Annotated in this window: 14 protein-coding genes; 7 read left to right on the top strand and 7 right to left on the bottom strand. The window is 56.8% G+C overall.

Translation table 11 applies throughout. From position 1 onward, the window contains the following. Positions 1 to 44: 44 nt before the first annotated feature. Together bcp and V1572_RS19175 are read right to left on the bottom strand one after the other, a co-directional pair. The gene (gene bcp / locus V1572_RS19180) at positions 45 to 515 is read right to left on the bottom strand and encodes a thioredoxin-dependent thiol peroxidase (protein WP_008501635.1); all 471 of its coding nucleotides are present in this window, start codon (positions 513 to 515) and stop codon (positions 45 to 47) included. Next, on the bottom strand, positions 515 to 1,084 hold the full coding sequence (locus V1572_RS19175) for a glycine cleavage system transcriptional repressor (protein ID WP_023325845.1): 570 nt from the start codon (positions 1,082 to 1,084) through the stop codon (positions 515 to 517). The genes bcp and V1572_RS19175 overlap by 1 nt, the downstream gene beginning before the upstream one ends. A gap of 145 nt (positions 1,085 to 1,229) precedes the next feature. Here V1572_RS19175 and dapA point away from each other — a divergent pair, with 145 nt between their 5' ends. The 6 genes from dapA (at position 1,230) to ypfH (ending at position 7,687) form a co-directional block, all read left to right on the top strand. Next, positions 1,230 to 2,108, top strand: a complete 879-nt coding sequence (dapA, locus tag V1572_RS19170; protein ID WP_008501633.1) for a 4-hydroxy-tetrahydrodipicolinate synthase — start codon at positions 1,230 to 1,232, stop codon at positions 2,106 to 2,108. 16 nt (positions 2,109 to 2,124) lie between these two features. Next, the gene (gene bamC / locus V1572_RS19165; protein WP_028016136.1) at positions 2,125 to 3,159 is read left to right on the top strand and encodes an outer membrane protein assembly factor BamC; all 1,035 of its coding nucleotides are present in this window, start codon (positions 2,125 to 2,127) and stop codon (positions 3,157 to 3,159) included. A gap of 109 nt (positions 3,160 to 3,268) precedes the next feature. After that, positions 3,269 to 3,982: a phosphoribosylaminoimidazolesuccinocarboxamide synthase gene (purC, locus tag V1572_RS19160; protein WP_008501631.1), complete on the top strand. Its 714-nt coding sequence runs from the start codon at positions 3,269 to 3,271 to the stop codon at positions 3,980 to 3,982. A 120-nt stretch (positions 3,983 to 4,102) separates the two neighbouring features. Next, positions 4,103 to 4,972, top strand: coding sequence for a neutral zinc metallopeptidase (locus tag V1572_RS19155; protein ID WP_028016137.1), 870 nt, complete (start codon positions 4,103 to 4,105; stop codon positions 4,970 to 4,972). After that, positions 4,972 to 6,918 (top strand): tRNA(Met) cytidine acetyltransferase TmcA, encoded by a 1,947-nt coding sequence (locus V1572_RS19150; RefSeq protein WP_395299489.1) that lies wholly within the window; start codon positions 4,972 to 4,974, stop codon positions 6,916 to 6,918. The genes V1572_RS19155 and V1572_RS19150 overlap by 1 nt, the downstream gene beginning before the upstream one ends. A gap of 73 nt (positions 6,919 to 6,991) precedes the next feature. After that, complete coding sequence (gene ypfH / locus V1572_RS19145; RefSeq protein WP_045908585.1) at positions 6,992 to 7,687, top strand: esterase; 696 nt, start codon at positions 6,992 to 6,994, stop codon at positions 7,685 to 7,687. Between the two features lie 38 nt (positions 7,688 to 7,725). Here the strand turns inward: ypfH and V1572_RS19140 are convergent, their stop codons facing one another. From V1572_RS19140 to V1572_RS19130, 3 genes are read right to left on the bottom strand one after another with little or no spacing between them, the layout of a single operon-like run. Continuing rightward, the gene (locus tag V1572_RS19140) at positions 7,726 to 7,923 is read right to left on the bottom strand and encodes a YpfN family protein (RefSeq protein WP_008501627.1); all 198 of its coding nucleotides are present in this window, start codon (positions 7,921 to 7,923) and stop codon (positions 7,726 to 7,728) included. 24 nt (positions 7,924 to 7,947) lie between these two features. Beyond that, complete coding sequence (gene dapE, locus V1572_RS19135; RefSeq protein ID WP_023294260.1) at positions 7,948 to 9,075, bottom strand: succinyl-diaminopimelate desuccinylase; 1,128 nt, start codon at positions 9,073 to 9,075, stop codon at positions 7,948 to 7,950. A 10-nt stretch (positions 9,076 to 9,085) separates the two neighbouring features. Further along, positions 9,086 to 9,436, bottom strand: a complete 351-nt coding sequence (locus V1572_RS19130) for an ArsC family reductase (protein WP_023294259.1) — start codon at positions 9,434 to 9,436, stop codon at positions 9,086 to 9,088. Positions 9,437 to 9,823: 387 nt separating this feature from the next. On the opposite strand from V1572_RS19130, the gene ypfM reads away from it, so the two are divergent. Beyond that, positions 9,824 to 9,883, top strand: coding sequence for a protein YpfM (ypfM, locus tag V1572_RS19125; RefSeq protein WP_015572204.1), 60 nt, complete (start codon positions 9,824 to 9,826; stop codon positions 9,881 to 9,883). 109 nt (positions 9,884 to 9,992) lie between these two features. Here ypfM and acrD read toward each other — a convergent pair whose 3' ends face one another. Continuing rightward, positions 9,993 to 13,106, bottom strand: a complete 3,114-nt coding sequence (acrD, locus tag V1572_RS19120) for a multidrug efflux RND transporter permease AcrD (RefSeq protein ID WP_008501624.1) — start codon at positions 13,104 to 13,106, stop codon at positions 9,993 to 9,995. A gap of 142 nt (positions 13,107 to 13,248) precedes the next feature. Next, positions 13,249 to 14,943: a nitrate/nitrite two-component system sensor histidine kinase NarQ gene (gene narQ / locus V1572_RS19115; RefSeq protein WP_395299488.1), complete on the bottom strand. Its 1,695-nt coding sequence runs from the start codon at positions 14,941 to 14,943 to the stop codon at positions 13,249 to 13,251. Between the last annotated feature and the right edge of the window lie 80 nt (positions 14,944 to 15,023).

Raw genomic sequence — 15,023 nt, 5'->3', positions numbered from 1 at the left:
CCTTGTAGGTCGGGTAAGGCGAAGCCGCCACCCGACACTCACTTTCAGGCACTTTCTTTCAGCCAGTTCAACACCACGTCGTGGTGGTTGCTGGTTTTGAAGTCGTCAAACACGTGTTCAACTTTACCGTCAGCGTCAATCAGGAAGCTGATGCGGTGAATGCCGTCGTAGGTTTTACCCATAAACGTCTTCTCGCCCCAGACGCCGAACTGCTCGCAAACCTGATGATCTTCATCAGAAAGCAGCGTGAAGTTCAGCAGCTCTTTTTCAGCAAATCGTGACAGCTTTTCTGGTTTATCGGTGCTGATACCCAGCACTTCCACGCCGACTTTCTTCAACTCATCCATGTTGTCGCGTAAGCCGCAGGCCTGTACGGTGCAGCCGGGGGTCATGGCTTTCGGGTAGAAATAGACCAGAACACGCTGTCCCTGGAAGTCGGTCAAATTTACTTGCTCGCCGTCTTGATCCGGTAAGCTAAATTTCGGTGCGATGTCACCGGCTTTCAGTGGATTCATTACTCAACTCCATCCTGTTCGTGCTGCGAATAATTGACGACGCTTATACTGCCCTGCGCGTTTAATTCTGTACAGAGGGCTTTGAACGCTTGCTCGATATTTGACGCATCCTGTGATGCAGGACTGTGCGCGGTAATTTGAATAAAGAGCGTGGGAACCGTGCTTGCGTCCCCCGGCTGTGTGCGGGAAACGAGCTCGGCGATGTTCATCTGATGGCTGTCAAACAGCGCGGTGAAACGCTCAATCAGATGCGGAGAATCAGGCACTTCAACCTGCACCCAGACGGTAGAAGGCATAGCCGGACGCGGTCGCGCGGTGGTGCGCTTCATGACGATCAGCAAGTCCAGCTCGGCGCCTTTCAGCGGCAGGGTCGATTCAATCAACGTGATGGCGTTCCATGTCCCGGAAAGCAACATAATGAATGTGAACTCTTCGCCGAGCATGGCCAGACGGCTGTCTTCGATATTACAGCCGCAGCTGCTTACGTGGCGGGTGATGGTGTTCACGATACCCGGCCTGTCGGCACCCAGCGCAGTGATAACCAGGTAATGTTGTGATGAGGTTGTCAAACCTGTTCTTCCTTTGCATGGTTAAGTCTTCCTAAGGAAAGCATAAAAAAAACATGCATACAACCGCCTGAGGGCCTCAGGTCGCTTGCTTTTATTACAGTTCCAAACGTACCATTGAGACTCTTGTTCGCACAGAGGATGGCTCATGTTCACGGGAAGTATTGTCGCGCTTGTAACACCGATGGATGAAAAAGGTAACGTCTGCCGGTCTAGCATGAAGAAGCTGATTGATTACCATGTCGCCAATGGAACCTCGGCGATCGTTTCGGTAGGGACTACCGGTGAATCTGCAACGCTGAGCCACGACGAGCACGGCGATGTGGTTATGCTGACCCTGGAACTGGCTGACGGACGTATTCCGGTCATCGCGGGCACAGGCGCGAATGCCACCGCAGAAGCGATCAGCCTGACTAAACGTTTTAACGACAGCGGCATTGTCGGCTGTCTGACGGTGACCCCTTACTACAACCGTCCCACTCAGGAAGGCTTGTTCCAGCACTTCAAAGCCATCGCTGAACATACTGACTTGCCACAAATTCTGTATAATGTGCCGTCCCGTACTGGTTGCGATATGCTGCCGGAAACCGTTGGCCGTCTCTCAGAAGTAAAAAATATTATTGGTATTAAAGAGGCGACAGGGAACTTAAGCCGCGTTCATCAGATCAAAGAGCTGGTTTCAGACGACTTTATCCTGTTGAGCGGTGATGATGCGACCGCGCTGGACTTTATGCAGCTCGGTGGTCATGGCGTGATCTCCGTAACGGCAAACGTTGCGGCGCGCGACATGGCTGAAATGTGCAAACTGGCCGCGGCCGGTCACTTTGATGAAGCGCGTGTCATCAATCAGCGTCTGATGCCGCTGCACAATAAATTATTTGTCGAACCCAATCCGATCCCAGTGAAATGGGCATGTAAGGAGTTGGGGCTTGTAGCAACCGACACGCTGCGTTTGCCAATGACACCGATTACCGACCACGGTCGTGATATCGTCAGGGCAGCGCTGAAGCATGCCGGTTTGCTGTAGAGTTTAGGGAGATTTGATGGCTTATTCAGTACAGAAGTCGCGCCTGGCGAAGGTTGCGAGTGTTTCGCTTGTTATGCTGCTCGCTGCCTGTAGTTCAGACTCGCGCTACAAGCGCCAGGTGAGCGGTGATGAATCCTATCTGGATGCGACCCCGCTTGCTGAACTTCACGCACCGGCTGGTATGATCCTGCCGATTCAGAACGGCGATTATAATATTCCCGTGACCAACGGCAGCGGCCTGGTCGGTAAAGCGCTTGATATTCGTCCACCAGCACAGCCTCTGGCGCTGGTTAACGGAGCGCGTACCCAGTTCACCGGTGATACCGCGTCTCTGATGGTTGAGAGCGCGCGCGGTAGCACGCTGTGGCCACAGGTTGTCAGTGTCATTCAGTCGAAGAACTACACCATCGATAAACGTGATGACGCCAGCCAGACGTTAACCACCGACTGGATCGAATGGAACCGTCTGGATGAAGATCAGCAGTACCGCGGTCGCTATCAAGTCTCCGTAAAACCACAGGGTTACCAGCAGGCGGTCAACGTTAAGCTGTTGAACCTGGAGCAGGCGGGTAAACCGGTTGCGGATGCCTCGTCCCTGCAGCGTTACAGCACCGAAATGCTGAACGTGATTGCCGCAGGTCTGGATAAAACCGCGACCGATGCCGCCAACGCCGCGCAGAGCCGCAACGGTGTAACCTTCGATGTCCAGAGCGGCGCGGATGATACCGGCCTGCCAATGCTGGTGGTGCGCGCGCCGTTTAACCAGACCTGGCAGCGTCTGCCAGCGACGCTGGAAAAAGTGGGCATGAAAGTCACTGACAGCACCCGCTCAACCGGCAGCATAACGGCAACCTATAAGCCGCTCTCCGACAGCGCGTGGCAGGAACTGGGTGCGAAAGATCCTCAGCTTGCCTCCGGTGACTACAAAATTCAGGTCGGTGACCTTGATAACCGCAGTAGCCTGCAGTTTATCGATCCGAAAGGTCACACGCTGACCCAGTCGCAGAACGATGCGCTGGTCGCTGTCTTCCAGGCAGCATTCAGCAAATAAATACGAGGGCTGGTGAATCCAGCCCTTTTTATTTTCGTGCTACGCAAACGTGTGCGTGGCATAATATCCCCAGTTTTGAACACAAATCATCACACCAGGAGTAATGAAGATGCAGAAGCAAGCTGAGTTGTATCGTGGCAAAGCGAAGACCGTATACAGCACGGAAAACCCGGATCTGTTGGTGCTCGAGTTCCGCAATGATACGTCAGCAGGGGATGGCGCACGCATTGAGCAGTTCGATCGTAAAGGCATGGTGAACAACAAGTTCAACCACTTCATTATGACCAAACTGGCCGAAGCGGGTATCCCGACTCAGATGGAAGCGTTGCTGTCCGATACGGAATGTCTGGTGAAAAAACTGGATATGGTTCCGGTTGAGTGCGTTATTCGTAACCGTGCGGCGGGCTCCCTGGTGAAGCGTCTGGGCATTGAAGAAGGTATCGAACTGAATCCACCGCTGTTCGATCTGTTCCTGAAAAACGACGCCATGCACGACCCGATGGTCAATGATTCCTACTGCGAAACCTTCGGCTGGGTGAACAAAGAGAACCTGGCGCGCATGAAAGAGCTGACCTACAAAGCCAACGACGTGCTGAAAAAATTGTTTGATGACGCGGGCCTGATCCTCGTTGACTTCAAGCTGGAGTTTGGTCTGTTCAAAGGCGAAGTGGTGCTGGGCGATGAGTTCTCTCCGGACGGCAGCCGCCTGTGGGACAAAGAAACCCTGGATAAAATGGACAAAGACCGTTTCCGTCAGAGCCTGGGTGGCCTGATTGAAGCCTACGAAGCGGTTGCTCACCGTTTAGGCGTTAAGCTCGACTAACTCCCTCACTTGCCAAAGGATGTTCGCATCCTTTGGCGTCTTACCTTTGTTTCCTATGGTAATCTTGCCGTTAACCGCCTACGATCATAGCTATTATAAATGGAATAGTTCGAGGTGGTTATGCGCTGGCAAGGGCGTCGTGAAAGTGACAATGTAGAAGACAGACGCAGTGATGGCGGCGGCGGTCCTTCCATGGGGGGACCCGGCTTCCGCTTACCCAGCGGCAAGGGCGGTATCATTCTGCTGATAGTGGTGCTGGTCGCGGGGTATTACGGCGTCGATCTCACCGGGTTAATGACCGGTCAGCCGCTGCAACAGCAGCAGCATTCTCAGCGCTCCATCAGCCCGAATGAAGATGAAGCGGCCAAATTTACCTCCGTGATCCTCGCCACAACGGAAGATACGTGGGGTCAGCTGTTTGAGAAGATGGGGCGTACCTACCAGCAGCCAAAGCTGGTGATGTACCGGGGCGCCACCCGCACCGGATGCGGTACAGGACAGTCCGTGATGGGGCCGTTCTACTGCCCGGCGGACGGCACCGTCTATATCGATCTCTCCTTTTACGATGACATGAAACGCAAGCTTGGCGCTGACGGTGATTTTGCCCAGGGCTACGTGATCGCGCATGAAGTCGGCCATCACGTGCAAAAGCTGCTGGGGATTGAGCCAAAAGTGCGCCAGCTCCAGCAAAATGCGTCTCAGGCGGAAGTGAACCGCCTGTCCGTCAAAATGGAGCTGCAGGCGGACTGCTTCGCGGGCGTCTGGGGCCACAGTATGCAGCAGCAGGGCGTGCTGGAATCCGGCGATCTTGAGGAGGCGCTGAATGCCGCTCAGGCGATCGGTGACGACCGTCTTCAGCAGCAGAGCCAGGGGCGCGTCGTGCCGGACAGCTTCACCCACGGTACCTCACAGCAGCGCTACAGCTGGTTTAAACGCGGTTTCGACAGCGGCGACCCGGCGCAGTGTAATACCTTCGGCAAAGCGATGTAATGCTGGCGTTTGATCAGCTGATACGTGAGCTTGAGCGCACCGGCCATCGTCGGCTGGTGGTGCTCAGCGGCGAGGCGCAGTGGACGTTGAGTCAGGCGACTGACTTGCGTAATACCCTGCCGGGAGACTGGCTGCGGCTGGATGATAATCCCTCTAAAGCCCTCAGCGGACTGTTGGGACGCGAATATCGGCATGCTGTCTTTGACGCGCGCGCCGGGTTTGACGTCTCAGCGTTCGCCGCGCTCAGCGGAACGCTGCGCGCCGGAAGCCTCCTTGTGCTGCTGGTTCCTCCGCTTGCTGACTGGGCCGACAGGCCAGACAGCGATTCTTTGCGCTGGAGCGACAGCGCGGAGCCGATCGCCACTCCACACTTTGTGCACCACTTCTGCCGGACGCTTGCCGCCGATTCGGATGCGATTGTCTGGCAACAGCATCGTCCCTTGTCCGTTCCCGTTGCGCCGGATTTACCCGCCTGGCAGCCTGCCAGCGGCGCACCGCAGCGCGAGCAGGCGGAGATCCTCGACGCGCTTCTGACCATGCCTGCGGGCATCGCAGCCGTAACGGCACCGCGCGGGCGCGGAAAGTCAGCGCTGGCGGGGATGCTGCTCAGTAGCATTCAGGGGCGTGCGGTGGTCACGGCACCGGCTAAAGGGGCAACGGATGTCATTGCGCGCTTCGCGGGCCAGCATTTTCACTTTATGGCCCCGGATGCGCTGCTGGCCTCCGCGCTGCAGGCCGACTGGCTGATTGTCGATGAAGCGGCTGCCATCCCGGGCCCGCTGCTGGAGAAGCTGGTCACGCGCTTTCCGCGCGTAGTGTTAACCACCACGGTGCAGGGCTATGAAGGGACGGGCAGGGGTTTCCTGCTGAAGTTTTGCGCCCGTTTTAGCAGACTGCGGCATTATGCCTTATCGACCCCCATTCGCTGGGCTGCCGGATGTCCGCTTGAGCGGTTCGTGGCGAATGCTCTGTTATTTGATGATGCGCTTATCGACCGCAAACCGGAAGGCGACGTGCGTATAACGCCGCTGGCGCCGCGGATGTGGGAGAGCGACCCGGCACGTGTGGCAAGCGTTTATGAACTGCTGTGTGCGGCACACTACCGCACGTCACCGCTCGATTTACGCCGGATGATGGACGCGCCCGGCCAACACTTTGCTGTTGCCGGGACGGAGGCAGAGATTGCAGGCGCGCTCTGGCTGGTGGAAGAGGGCGGGTTGTCCCCTGAGCTTAGCCGCGCCGTGTGGGCGGGATACCGGCGTCCACGCGGGAATCTCGTGGCGCAGTCTCTGGCGGCACACGGCGGATCGCCACTCGCGGCAACGCTGAAAGGGCGACGGGTTAGCCGCATTGCGGTTCACCCCCTGCGCCAGCGGGAAGGCATCGGGCAACGGCTTATCCGTAGCGCCCGCGGGGAAGATTATCTGTCGGTGAGTTTTGGCTACACCGACGAACTGTGGCGTTTCTGGCAGCGGTGCGGGTTTGTGCTGGTGCGGATGGGGAGCCATCGGGAAGCCAGCAGCGGCTGCTACACGGCGATGGCGCTGCTGCCGCTGAGCGAGGCAGGGCGTCGGCTATGCGCGCAGGAACATCACCGTTTGTGCCGGGATATGCGCGTCCTGTCGGCCTGGAACGGTGAAAAGATCCCGGTGGACGACGGCTGGGAAGCTACCCTTAATAGTGATGACTGGCGGGAGCTGGCGGGGTTTGCTTTTGCCCATCGCGCGTTTTCAACCTCGGTTGCTGCGCTGACGCGGTTGTTGCTCACCGTTGATATGCCGCTTCCGGCCCTGCGGGGGAAAATGGCAGGGAAAACGGATGAGGCCGGGCGAAAAGCGTTGCTGGCCAAGCTGCGCAGTGAAACCGCGCAAGCGCTTGAAAGCCTTGATTATCCCCGCTGCCAGCAGTTGAAGGAAGACATTTTGCAATGGCAATTTTTTCAATGACTTCTTCAGTAAAGTGGCATGGTCATTCCCGCCGGGAGGCGTAGAATCCAGGTCATCTATTAAGGAGACCACCATGAAACATGACCATTTTGTTGTTCAAAGCCCTGACAAACCGGCTAAACAGTTACTGCTTCTGTTTCATGGGGTTGGCGATAATGCCGTCAATATGGGTCAGATTGGCAGCTGGTTTGCGCCCGTTTTCCCCGACGCGCTGATTGTAAGCATTGGTGGCGTAGAGCCATGCGGCCCGAACGGGCGCCAGTGGTTCTCGGTTCAGGGCGTGACGGAAGAGAACCGTCAGGCGCGCATTGATGCCATCATGCCGACCTTTATCGAGGTCGTCCGCTACTGGCAGCAGCAGAGCGGCGTAGGAGCCGATGCCACCGCGCTGATTGGCTTCTCGCAGGGGTCAATCATGTCGTTGGAAAGCGTAAAGGCGCAGCCAGGTCTGGTGTCACGGGTGATCGCGTTTAACGGCCGTTTTGCGACGTTACCGACAAGCGCAACCACGCAGACCACGATCCACTTAATTCACGGCGGTGAAGACCGGGTGATTGAACTCTCGCATGCGGTTGCTGCCCAGGAAGCGCTGATTCGGGAAGGTGGGGATGTGACGCTGGATATCGTTGACGATCTGGGCCACGCCATTGACGACCGCAGCATGCAGTTTGCGCTCGATCGTTTGCGCTATACCGTACCGAAGCACTACTTTGATGAAGCGCTCAGCGGCGGTAAGCCGGATAACGATGATATTGTTGAGTTTATGTGAGGTTATCCCCTCTCCACAGGAGAGGGGATACAGACCGGTTACTTCTTCTGGTCTTTCTTCGGCCAGTCGTCGTCATCGTCCCACTTGTCGTTGAAATCACGGTGCGGGGGAAGATCCGGTTTGTTGGCGAGAAATTTTTTATGGTCCACGCGCTTAAGGTCTTTAATCACGTTAAGCAGTACGCCGACCAGAAAAACCAACACCAGAACCCACCAGTACTTTGAAAGCCAATCCATTCGCTATTCCTCTCAGAGCGTTCGTCAGGCGACGATTTGCTCCATAATACGTTGATACATACGGGCCAGCAGTTGTAAATCTGCCGCATTGACACACTCATTTATTTTATGAATGGTTGCGTTCACTGGCCCCAGTTCGACAACCTGAGCACCCATACGGGCGATAAAGCGTCCGTCTGAGGTACCACCCGTTGTCAGCAGCTGTGGCTTAATTTCATTATAGTGCTCGATGGCGTTCACCACCGCATCCACCAGTTTGCCACGCTGCGTCAGGAACGGCTGGCCGGAAAGCCACCACTCCACGGTGTAGCGCAGTTGATATTTTTCCAGCAGGGCGATAACGCGCGCCTTGATCATCTCATCGGTCAGTTCCGTGCTGAAGCGGAAGTTGAACTGGACGAAGTAATCCCCCGGGATCACGTTATTGCTGCCGGTCCCGGCCTTGACGTTTGCTATCTGCATGCTGGTCGGCGGGAAGAACTCGTTGCCCTTATCCCACTCAATCGCCACCAGCTCGCTCAGCATTGGCGCGGCGCGGTGAACCGGGTTATCGGCGAGATGCGGATAAGCGACGTGGCCCTGAACGCCGTGAATGGTCAGGTTACAGGTCAGCGAGCCACGGCGTCCGTTTTTGACGACGTCACCCACCACTTCGGTGCTGGACGGCTCACCAACCAGACAGTAGTCGAGACGCTCGTTGCGTGCCATCAGCGCTTCAACGACCTTCACGGTACCGTTGTGCGCGCTGGCTTCTTCGTCGGAGGTGATCAAAAACGCGAGACGGTTTTTGTGGTTCGGATGCTGCGCCACAAAGCGCTCTGCCGCCACGACCATCGCCGCCAGAGAGCCTTTCATGTCTGCCGCGCCGCGACCAAACAGCATGCCATCCCGAATGGTCGGCTCAAACGGCGGGTTAATCCAGCGATCCGCGTCACCGGCGGGAACGACGTCAGTATGCCCGGCGAAGGCCAGCGTTTCGCCCTGTCCGCGCCACGCCCAGAAGTTCTGGGTATCGCCAAAATCCATGCGTTCAACGGTAAAACCGATGGCACGCAGGCGTTCAATCATAAGAGCCTGACAACCTGCGTCGTCCGGGCTAAGGGAAGGACGGCGAATAAGCTGCTGAGTCAGCTCAATGACCGGGCATGACATAAACTACACCTCAACGAAAAAAGTCGGAATAAAGGGTTTCACTGAAACCCAGCAGCATAGGCTGCCCTGGCGCGCAGAGCAATGGGCGTTTGATAATTGCCGGCATCTCGAGCATCAGTTTTGCCGCGCTGTCGGCATCTTTGATGCTGGCGCGCAGAGAGTCGTCCAGTTTACGCCAGGTGGTACCGCGGGTGTTCAGCAGGGCTTCCCAGCCCAGTTCGCGAATAGCGCTATGCAGAAATTCTGCATCAAGTCCATCGGCACGGTAATCGTGGAAGCGGTACTCCACGCTGTTAGCGTCCAGCCAGCGGCGGGCTTTTTTGATGGTGTCGCAATTTTTAATGCCGTACATCACAACCATGGTGAATCCTTTTGATGTTCTGATAATTAAATGTTCAGTAAATTCGAAGATATATCCTTAAGTGGAATATAACACATTCAGGAATTGTCTGGATTAATGCGCCTGCTTAATTCGACTCACAACTGTACGCTGAATATTCTTTCATCATTTAAGCATAGATGTCCATAAACTTTAAAAAACCAATAAACTCAGCCAATAAAATAAAACTCACCCGTTCGTAGGGTTATTTCAAAATATTGCTGGCCGTCACAAAAAATTGAGGGCTCTCCGTTCATATTTATCATAAATCCCCGCAGGACGTGGGGTACAATCACAGCAATTGGTTAAATAGTCTTCACAATGATGGTACGTTTTTGTAGAATGCGCATAATAATAAGAGAGGTTGTTATGATTGAACGTGAACTGGGGAACTGGAAAGATTTTATCGAAGGCATGCTTCGTAAATGACATTCAGTAAGAATTGCAAGAGCACTAAAATAAGTAAAATAACCATAGTGTGAATTAATCACACAGTAAAAAGGCGGCCGATAAAGCCGCCTTTTTTTATTTCAACCACTTACTCAGGACGTTCCTTTAGCGGGAAGCGGCGACGCACCAGCACAAAGAACAGCGGAACGAAGTAAATGGCCAGGATGGTGGCCGAAATCATGCCGCCCATCACCCCCGTGCCGACGGCATGCTGGCTGCTGGAGCCTGCGCCGGTGCTGGTCGCCATCGGCAGTACACCAAAAATAAACGCCAGCGATGTCATCAGGATCGGACGCAGGCGCTGACGGCAGGCGTGCAGCGTGGCGGCCATCAGTTCGTGGCCTTTGGCATTCATCTCGTTGGCAAACTCAACGATCAGAATGGCGTTTTTCGCCGATAGCCCAATGACGGTGAGCAGGCCCACCTGGAAGTAAACATCGTTCTCCAGGCCGCGCATCCAGGTCGCGAGCAGCGCACCGATAACCCCAAGGGGCACGACCAGCATGACCGAGAACGGGACCGACCAGCTCTCATACAATGCGGCAAGGCAGAGGAAGACCACCAGCAGCGAGAGCGCGTAAAGGGCCGGGGCCTGCGCCCCTGAGAGACGCTCCTGGTAAGACATGGCCGTCCACTCGAGACCAAAACCGGCGGGCAGCTGTTGCACCAGTTTTTCCATGGTGTCCATGGCGGTACCGGTGCTGACGCCCGGCGCGGCTTCTCCGACGATTTCAACCGCAGAATAGCCGTTATAGCGTTCCAGGCGTGGCGATCCGCTCTCCCAGTGCGAACTGGCAAAGGCGGAGAACGGCACCATGCCGCCAGCATTATTTCTGACAAACCAGCGGTTAATATCATCCGGCAGCATGCGGAACGGCGCGGCGGACTGGACATACACTTTTTTCACGCGGCCGCGATCCATAAAGTCATTCACATAGCTCGACCCCCACGCCGTTTGCAGGGTGTCGTTGATATCGTTGATCGAGACGCCCAGCGCCTGCGCCTTACGCTGGTCGATATCCACCTGAAGCTGCGGGCTGTCGTCGAGGCCGTTATGGCGAACGCGGGTCAGGCCAGGATCGTTGCCTGCCAGCGCTAACAGCTTATCGCGTGCCGCCATCAGCGCCGTATGGCCCGCACCGGCGTGATCCTGCAGCTCCATATCGAATCCGGCGGAACTGCCCAGCCCGCTTATCGCCGGCGGACTGCTGGCAAAGACGCGCGCCTCTTTGATGTGCGCAAAGGCTTTTGTCGCACGTTCAATGATGGCAAACGAGGTGCCCGTCCGGGTATCGCGCTCGTCCCAGTCCTTCAGGCGGACAAACATGCGGGCGACGTTCTGCCCGTTTCCACCCGGGCCGGAGCCGACGGTGGAGAAGACCGACACAACGTTATCTTTCTCTTTGGTGAAGAAGTACTGTTCCACTTTCTGCACCACTTTCAGCGTCTGCTGCTGCGTTGCGCCGCTCGGAAGCTGCACCGAGGTGGTGAACATCCCCCGGTCTTCCATCGGCAGGAACGAGGTGGGCAGGTGCAGGAACAGCCAGACCATGCCGCCCAGTAGCACAACGTAAATCATCATCCAGCGCAGGCTGCGGTGCAATACGCGACCGACGGCAGATTCATACCGCGCGGCGTTGCGGTTGAACATGCGGTTAAACCAGCCGAAGAACCCTTTCTGCCCGTGATGCTCTCCTTTGTGCAGCGGTTTCAGAATGGTGGCGCACAGCGCGGGGGTGAGGATCAGCGCGACCAGCACGGAGAGCACCATCGCCGAGACGATGGTGATCGAGAACTGGCGGTAAATCGCCCCGGTGGTGCCGCCAAAGAAGGCCATCGGGATAAAGACGGCCGACAGCACCATCGCAATCCCGACCAGCGCCCCCTGAATTTGCCCCATAGACTTGCGCGTCGCCTGGCGCGGAGAGAGCCCTTCTTCGCTCATGATGCGCTCGACGTTTTCAACCACCACGATGGCATCATCCACCAGAAGGCCGATTGCCAGCACCATCGCAAACATCGTCAGGGTATTAATGCTGTACCCGAAGGCGTAGAGCACCGCAAAGGTCCCCAGCAGCACCACCGGGACGGCAATGGTGGGGATCAGCGTCGCGCGGAAGTTTTGCAGGAACAGGTACATGACCAGGAACACCAGCGCGATGGCTTCGAGCAGAGTCTTCACCACGTCCTCAATGGAGGCTTTTACGAAGGAGGTGGTTTCATAGGCGACTTTGTACTCCAGCCCGTGCGGGAAATACTGCGACAGTTCGTCCAGACGGTCTAACACCAGTTTTGCCGTCGCCATTTCGTTCGCGCCGGAGGCCAGTTTAATCCCCAGACCGGAGGCCTGATTGCCGTTAAAGCGGCTCAGGTAGTCGTATTTCTCCGCCCCCATCTCCACCGTGGCGACATCGCCGAGACGCACTTCCGACCCGTCCTGATTCACGCGCAGGGTGATATTGCGGAACTGGTCCGGCGTCTGCAGCAGGGATTGCGAATTAATGGTGGCGTTCAGGGCTTGCTTATCAACGGAAGGCGTTCCCCCCAGTTGCCCTACGGCAATCTGGGCGTTCTGGGCTTTAATGGCATCCGTCACGTCGGTTGCCGTCATCTGGTAGCTGTTCAGCTTGTTGGGATCGAGCCAGATACGCATGGAATATTGTGAGCCGTAGGCGTCGATATCCCCGACGCCGTTGATCCGGCTGATGGGATCCTGAATATTACTGGCGACGTAGTCCGCGATGTCCTGTTTATCCATCGAGCCATCTGTCGAGACAAACGCGATGGTCAATATGTTGGTATCGCCAGTTTTACGCACGGTCACGCCCTGGTTTTGCACCGCCTGGGGCAGCTTGCGCATGGCCGACTGCAGCTGGTTTTGGACCTGCTGCACCGCTTCGTCCGGGTCGGTGCCCGCCTTAAAGCTCAGGGTGACCGTCGCCTGTCCCGTGGCGCTGCTTTGCGAGGACATGTACATCAGGTTATCCAGACCCGTCATGTTCTGCTCGATAACCTGCGTCACGGTATTTTCCAGCGTTTGTGCCGACGCGCCGGGATAGTTTGCGGTGACGCGCACGTTCGGCGGTGCCAGGTCGGGGTATTGCTCAACGGGAAGTGAAGTAATCGCCAGGACGCCTGTCAGACACAACAGGATGGCAAGCACCCAGGCAAAAATGGGGCGATCGATGAAAAAATTCGCCATGAAAGTGTGACCTCGTTTTGCTGCACGTCATTATTGTTTATTGCCCGCATAACTTTAGCGGTAAGGCCCAGGTCAAACGTGGAGAAATAAAGGAGATAGTGTAAATTATCATGCGCTTTTCCCTGCGCTTCCCTCTTTACCGTTATTTACCCGTAAACGGCGTGGGCGCCGGGAACGTCACGCTGACCAGCGTGCCGCCGTTTTGCGGTTGCGAGAAGTGCAGCATGCCTCCAAGCCGTTGCGCGCGTTCGCGCATAATGTTCAGCCCGTAATGTCCCGGCGGCTCGCTGGCTTCGCCAATCCCGATGCCGTTGTCGCGAATGCTGACGCTGTGCGTACCGTCCACTGCGGTCACGCAGCTGACGGTGATTTCGCTTGCCTGCGCGTGCTTAATGGCGTTCAACACCGCCTCACGCACGATCTGCAGCAAATGCACCTGCTTTTGCGCGTCGAGCGCCAGCGAGGAGAGGCGGCAGTCAAGATGCAGTTTCGCCTGCGTCTGGCTCTGCAGCCCGTCGAGTGACTCCTGCAGCGCCGCGGGTAAATTCGCATGGTTCAGCGTCAGGCGGAAGGTGGTCAGCAGCTCGCGAAGCTGCTGCCAGGCATTGTTCAGCTCGCGGGAGAAGTCGGTGATAATGGCCTGCGCTTGGGTATTTTCTTCCGGCACGGCGCGTTTGAGCAGCGCAAGCTGAATGCGCAGATACGACAGCACCTGCGCCAGCGAATCGTGCAGCTCGCGGGCAATGGTGGCGCGCTCTTCCATCAGCAGCAGCTGCTGGTAATGCTTTTGCGCCTGGTTAAAGTACAGTCCGCGCCCGAGCATGGTCGCCACGCTTCTCATCAGCGGAAGGGGGACGCTGTCCGCCTCGCTTTGCCAGCGCAGCTCGCCGTAGAGCGTGTCCTGCATCAGTACCGGCAGGTTTTGCAGAGGGATACCCTCAACCTCCGTCCCTTCACACAGCCGCCAGTCGTCGCTGGTGCGCAGTTCCAGATAATTCATCTGCGTATAGTCATGGACAATCTGCAGGATATGCCGGAAACAGTGGCTGTCTATCTGGCCGGTATTGAGCGCCTGCGAGCACTTGAACAGCATGTCGAGCTGCTGGTGGGCTTCGTGCAGGTGCCGCGTCTTTTCCGCAACCGAGGCTTCGAGCGAACGGTAGAGCGTATCGAGCTCGGCTGACATGTGGTTAAAGGCGCGTGAAAGCTGGCCCAGCTCGTTCGGCAGGGCGCTATCCGGCGCAGGAGTGGCAAATTCGCCGCGCTCAATGCGTTCGCTGGCCGCCACCAGGTTATTCAGCGGCAGCACCACCTGACGACGGATGCGTCGCAGGGTAAACAGCGTCAGCAGCAGGATCCCGAGTGCGCCAGCCAGCGAGAGCAGGGTGACCGTCTGAATTTTATGTTCGGTGTAGTGCTGGAGGGCGAGCACAAAGGCATCAATGCGGCCGACAAAATCTTCAATATTGCGTTGATACCACGCGCTGTCGCCGCGGGCGATGCGCGCATCCATCTCCTGCCAGGCCACATGCAGCTGCTGATAGCGTGCTTTCACATTGTCCGGGACGTACCAGCGGTTCAGCTTCTGCAGGGCAGGCGCGCCGAGCGTCTGTTGCCAGCTCTCGCGATGTGCCGCAAGGGAAGGGCTGTTGCGCTGCATCTCGTAGCCCAGACGATAGCTCTGCATGCGCAGCGAACCGGCGATATTAATGGCTTCGGCATCGCGCTGGCTGCTGGCCAGCGTCAGCAGCGCGACGGTGCTGCTGAGCACGGATAGGGCAATGATCGAAAAGAAAGCCCAGGCAAGGCTTCCGGAAACGGGTCGTTTAACGGTCACAGAACGGCTCTCTGAATAAAATTGATCTGCCACAGGTTCACTGGAAATAATTGGGCGTTCCGGGCATTTGAACATTGCCC

Origin of the sequence: Enterobacter quasiroggenkampii (assembly GCF_043972695.1) — a bacterium.
In the GTDB taxonomy this organism is placed as follows: domain Bacteria; phylum Pseudomonadota; class Gammaproteobacteria; order Enterobacterales; family Enterobacteriaceae; genus Enterobacter; species Enterobacter quasiroggenkampii.
The sequence above is the reverse complement of the archived record's forward strand: the minus strand, read 5'-3'. Positions and strand labels throughout refer to the sequence as shown.

Excerpts from the sequence above, each read along its gene's own strand:
- bcp (WP_008501635.1), bottom strand. The coding sequence starts at position 515 with ATGAATCCACTGAAAGCCGGTGACATCGCACCGAAATTTAGCTTACCG.
- dapA (WP_008501633.1), top strand. The coding sequence starts at position 1,230 with ATGTTCACGGGAAGTATTGTCGCGCTTGTAACACCGATGGATGAAAAA.
- bamC (WP_028016136.1), top strand. The coding sequence starts at position 2,125 with ATGGCTTATTCAGTACAGAAGTCGCGCCTGGCGAAGGTTGCGAGTGTT.
- purC (WP_008501631.1), top strand. The coding sequence starts at position 3,269 with ATGCAGAAGCAAGCTGAGTTGTATCGTGGCAAAGCGAAGACCGTATAC.
- V1572_RS19155 (WP_028016137.1), top strand. The coding sequence starts at position 4,103 with ATGCGCTGGCAAGGGCGTCGTGAAAGTGACAATGTAGAAGACAGACGC.
- V1572_RS19150 (WP_395299489.1), top strand. The coding sequence starts at position 4,972 with ATGCTGGCGTTTGATCAGCTGATACGTGAGCTTGAGCGCACCGGCCAT.
- ypfH (WP_045908585.1), top strand. The coding sequence starts at position 6,992 with ATGAAACATGACCATTTTGTTGTTCAAAGCCCTGACAAACCGGCTAAA.
- V1572_RS19140 (WP_008501627.1), bottom strand. The coding sequence starts at position 7,923 with ATGGATTGGCTTTCAAAGTACTGGTGGGTTCTGGTGTTGGTTTTTCTG.
- dapE (WP_023294260.1), bottom strand. The coding sequence starts at position 9,075 with ATGTCATGCCCGGTCATTGAGCTGACTCAGCAGCTTATTCGCCGTCCT.
- V1572_RS19130 (WP_023294259.1), bottom strand. The coding sequence starts at position 9,436 with ATGGTTGTGATGTACGGCATTAAAAATTGCGACACCATCAAAAAAGCC.
- acrD (WP_008501624.1), bottom strand. The coding sequence starts at position 13,106 with ATGGCGAATTTTTTCATCGATCGCCCCATTTTTGCCTGGGTGCTTGCC.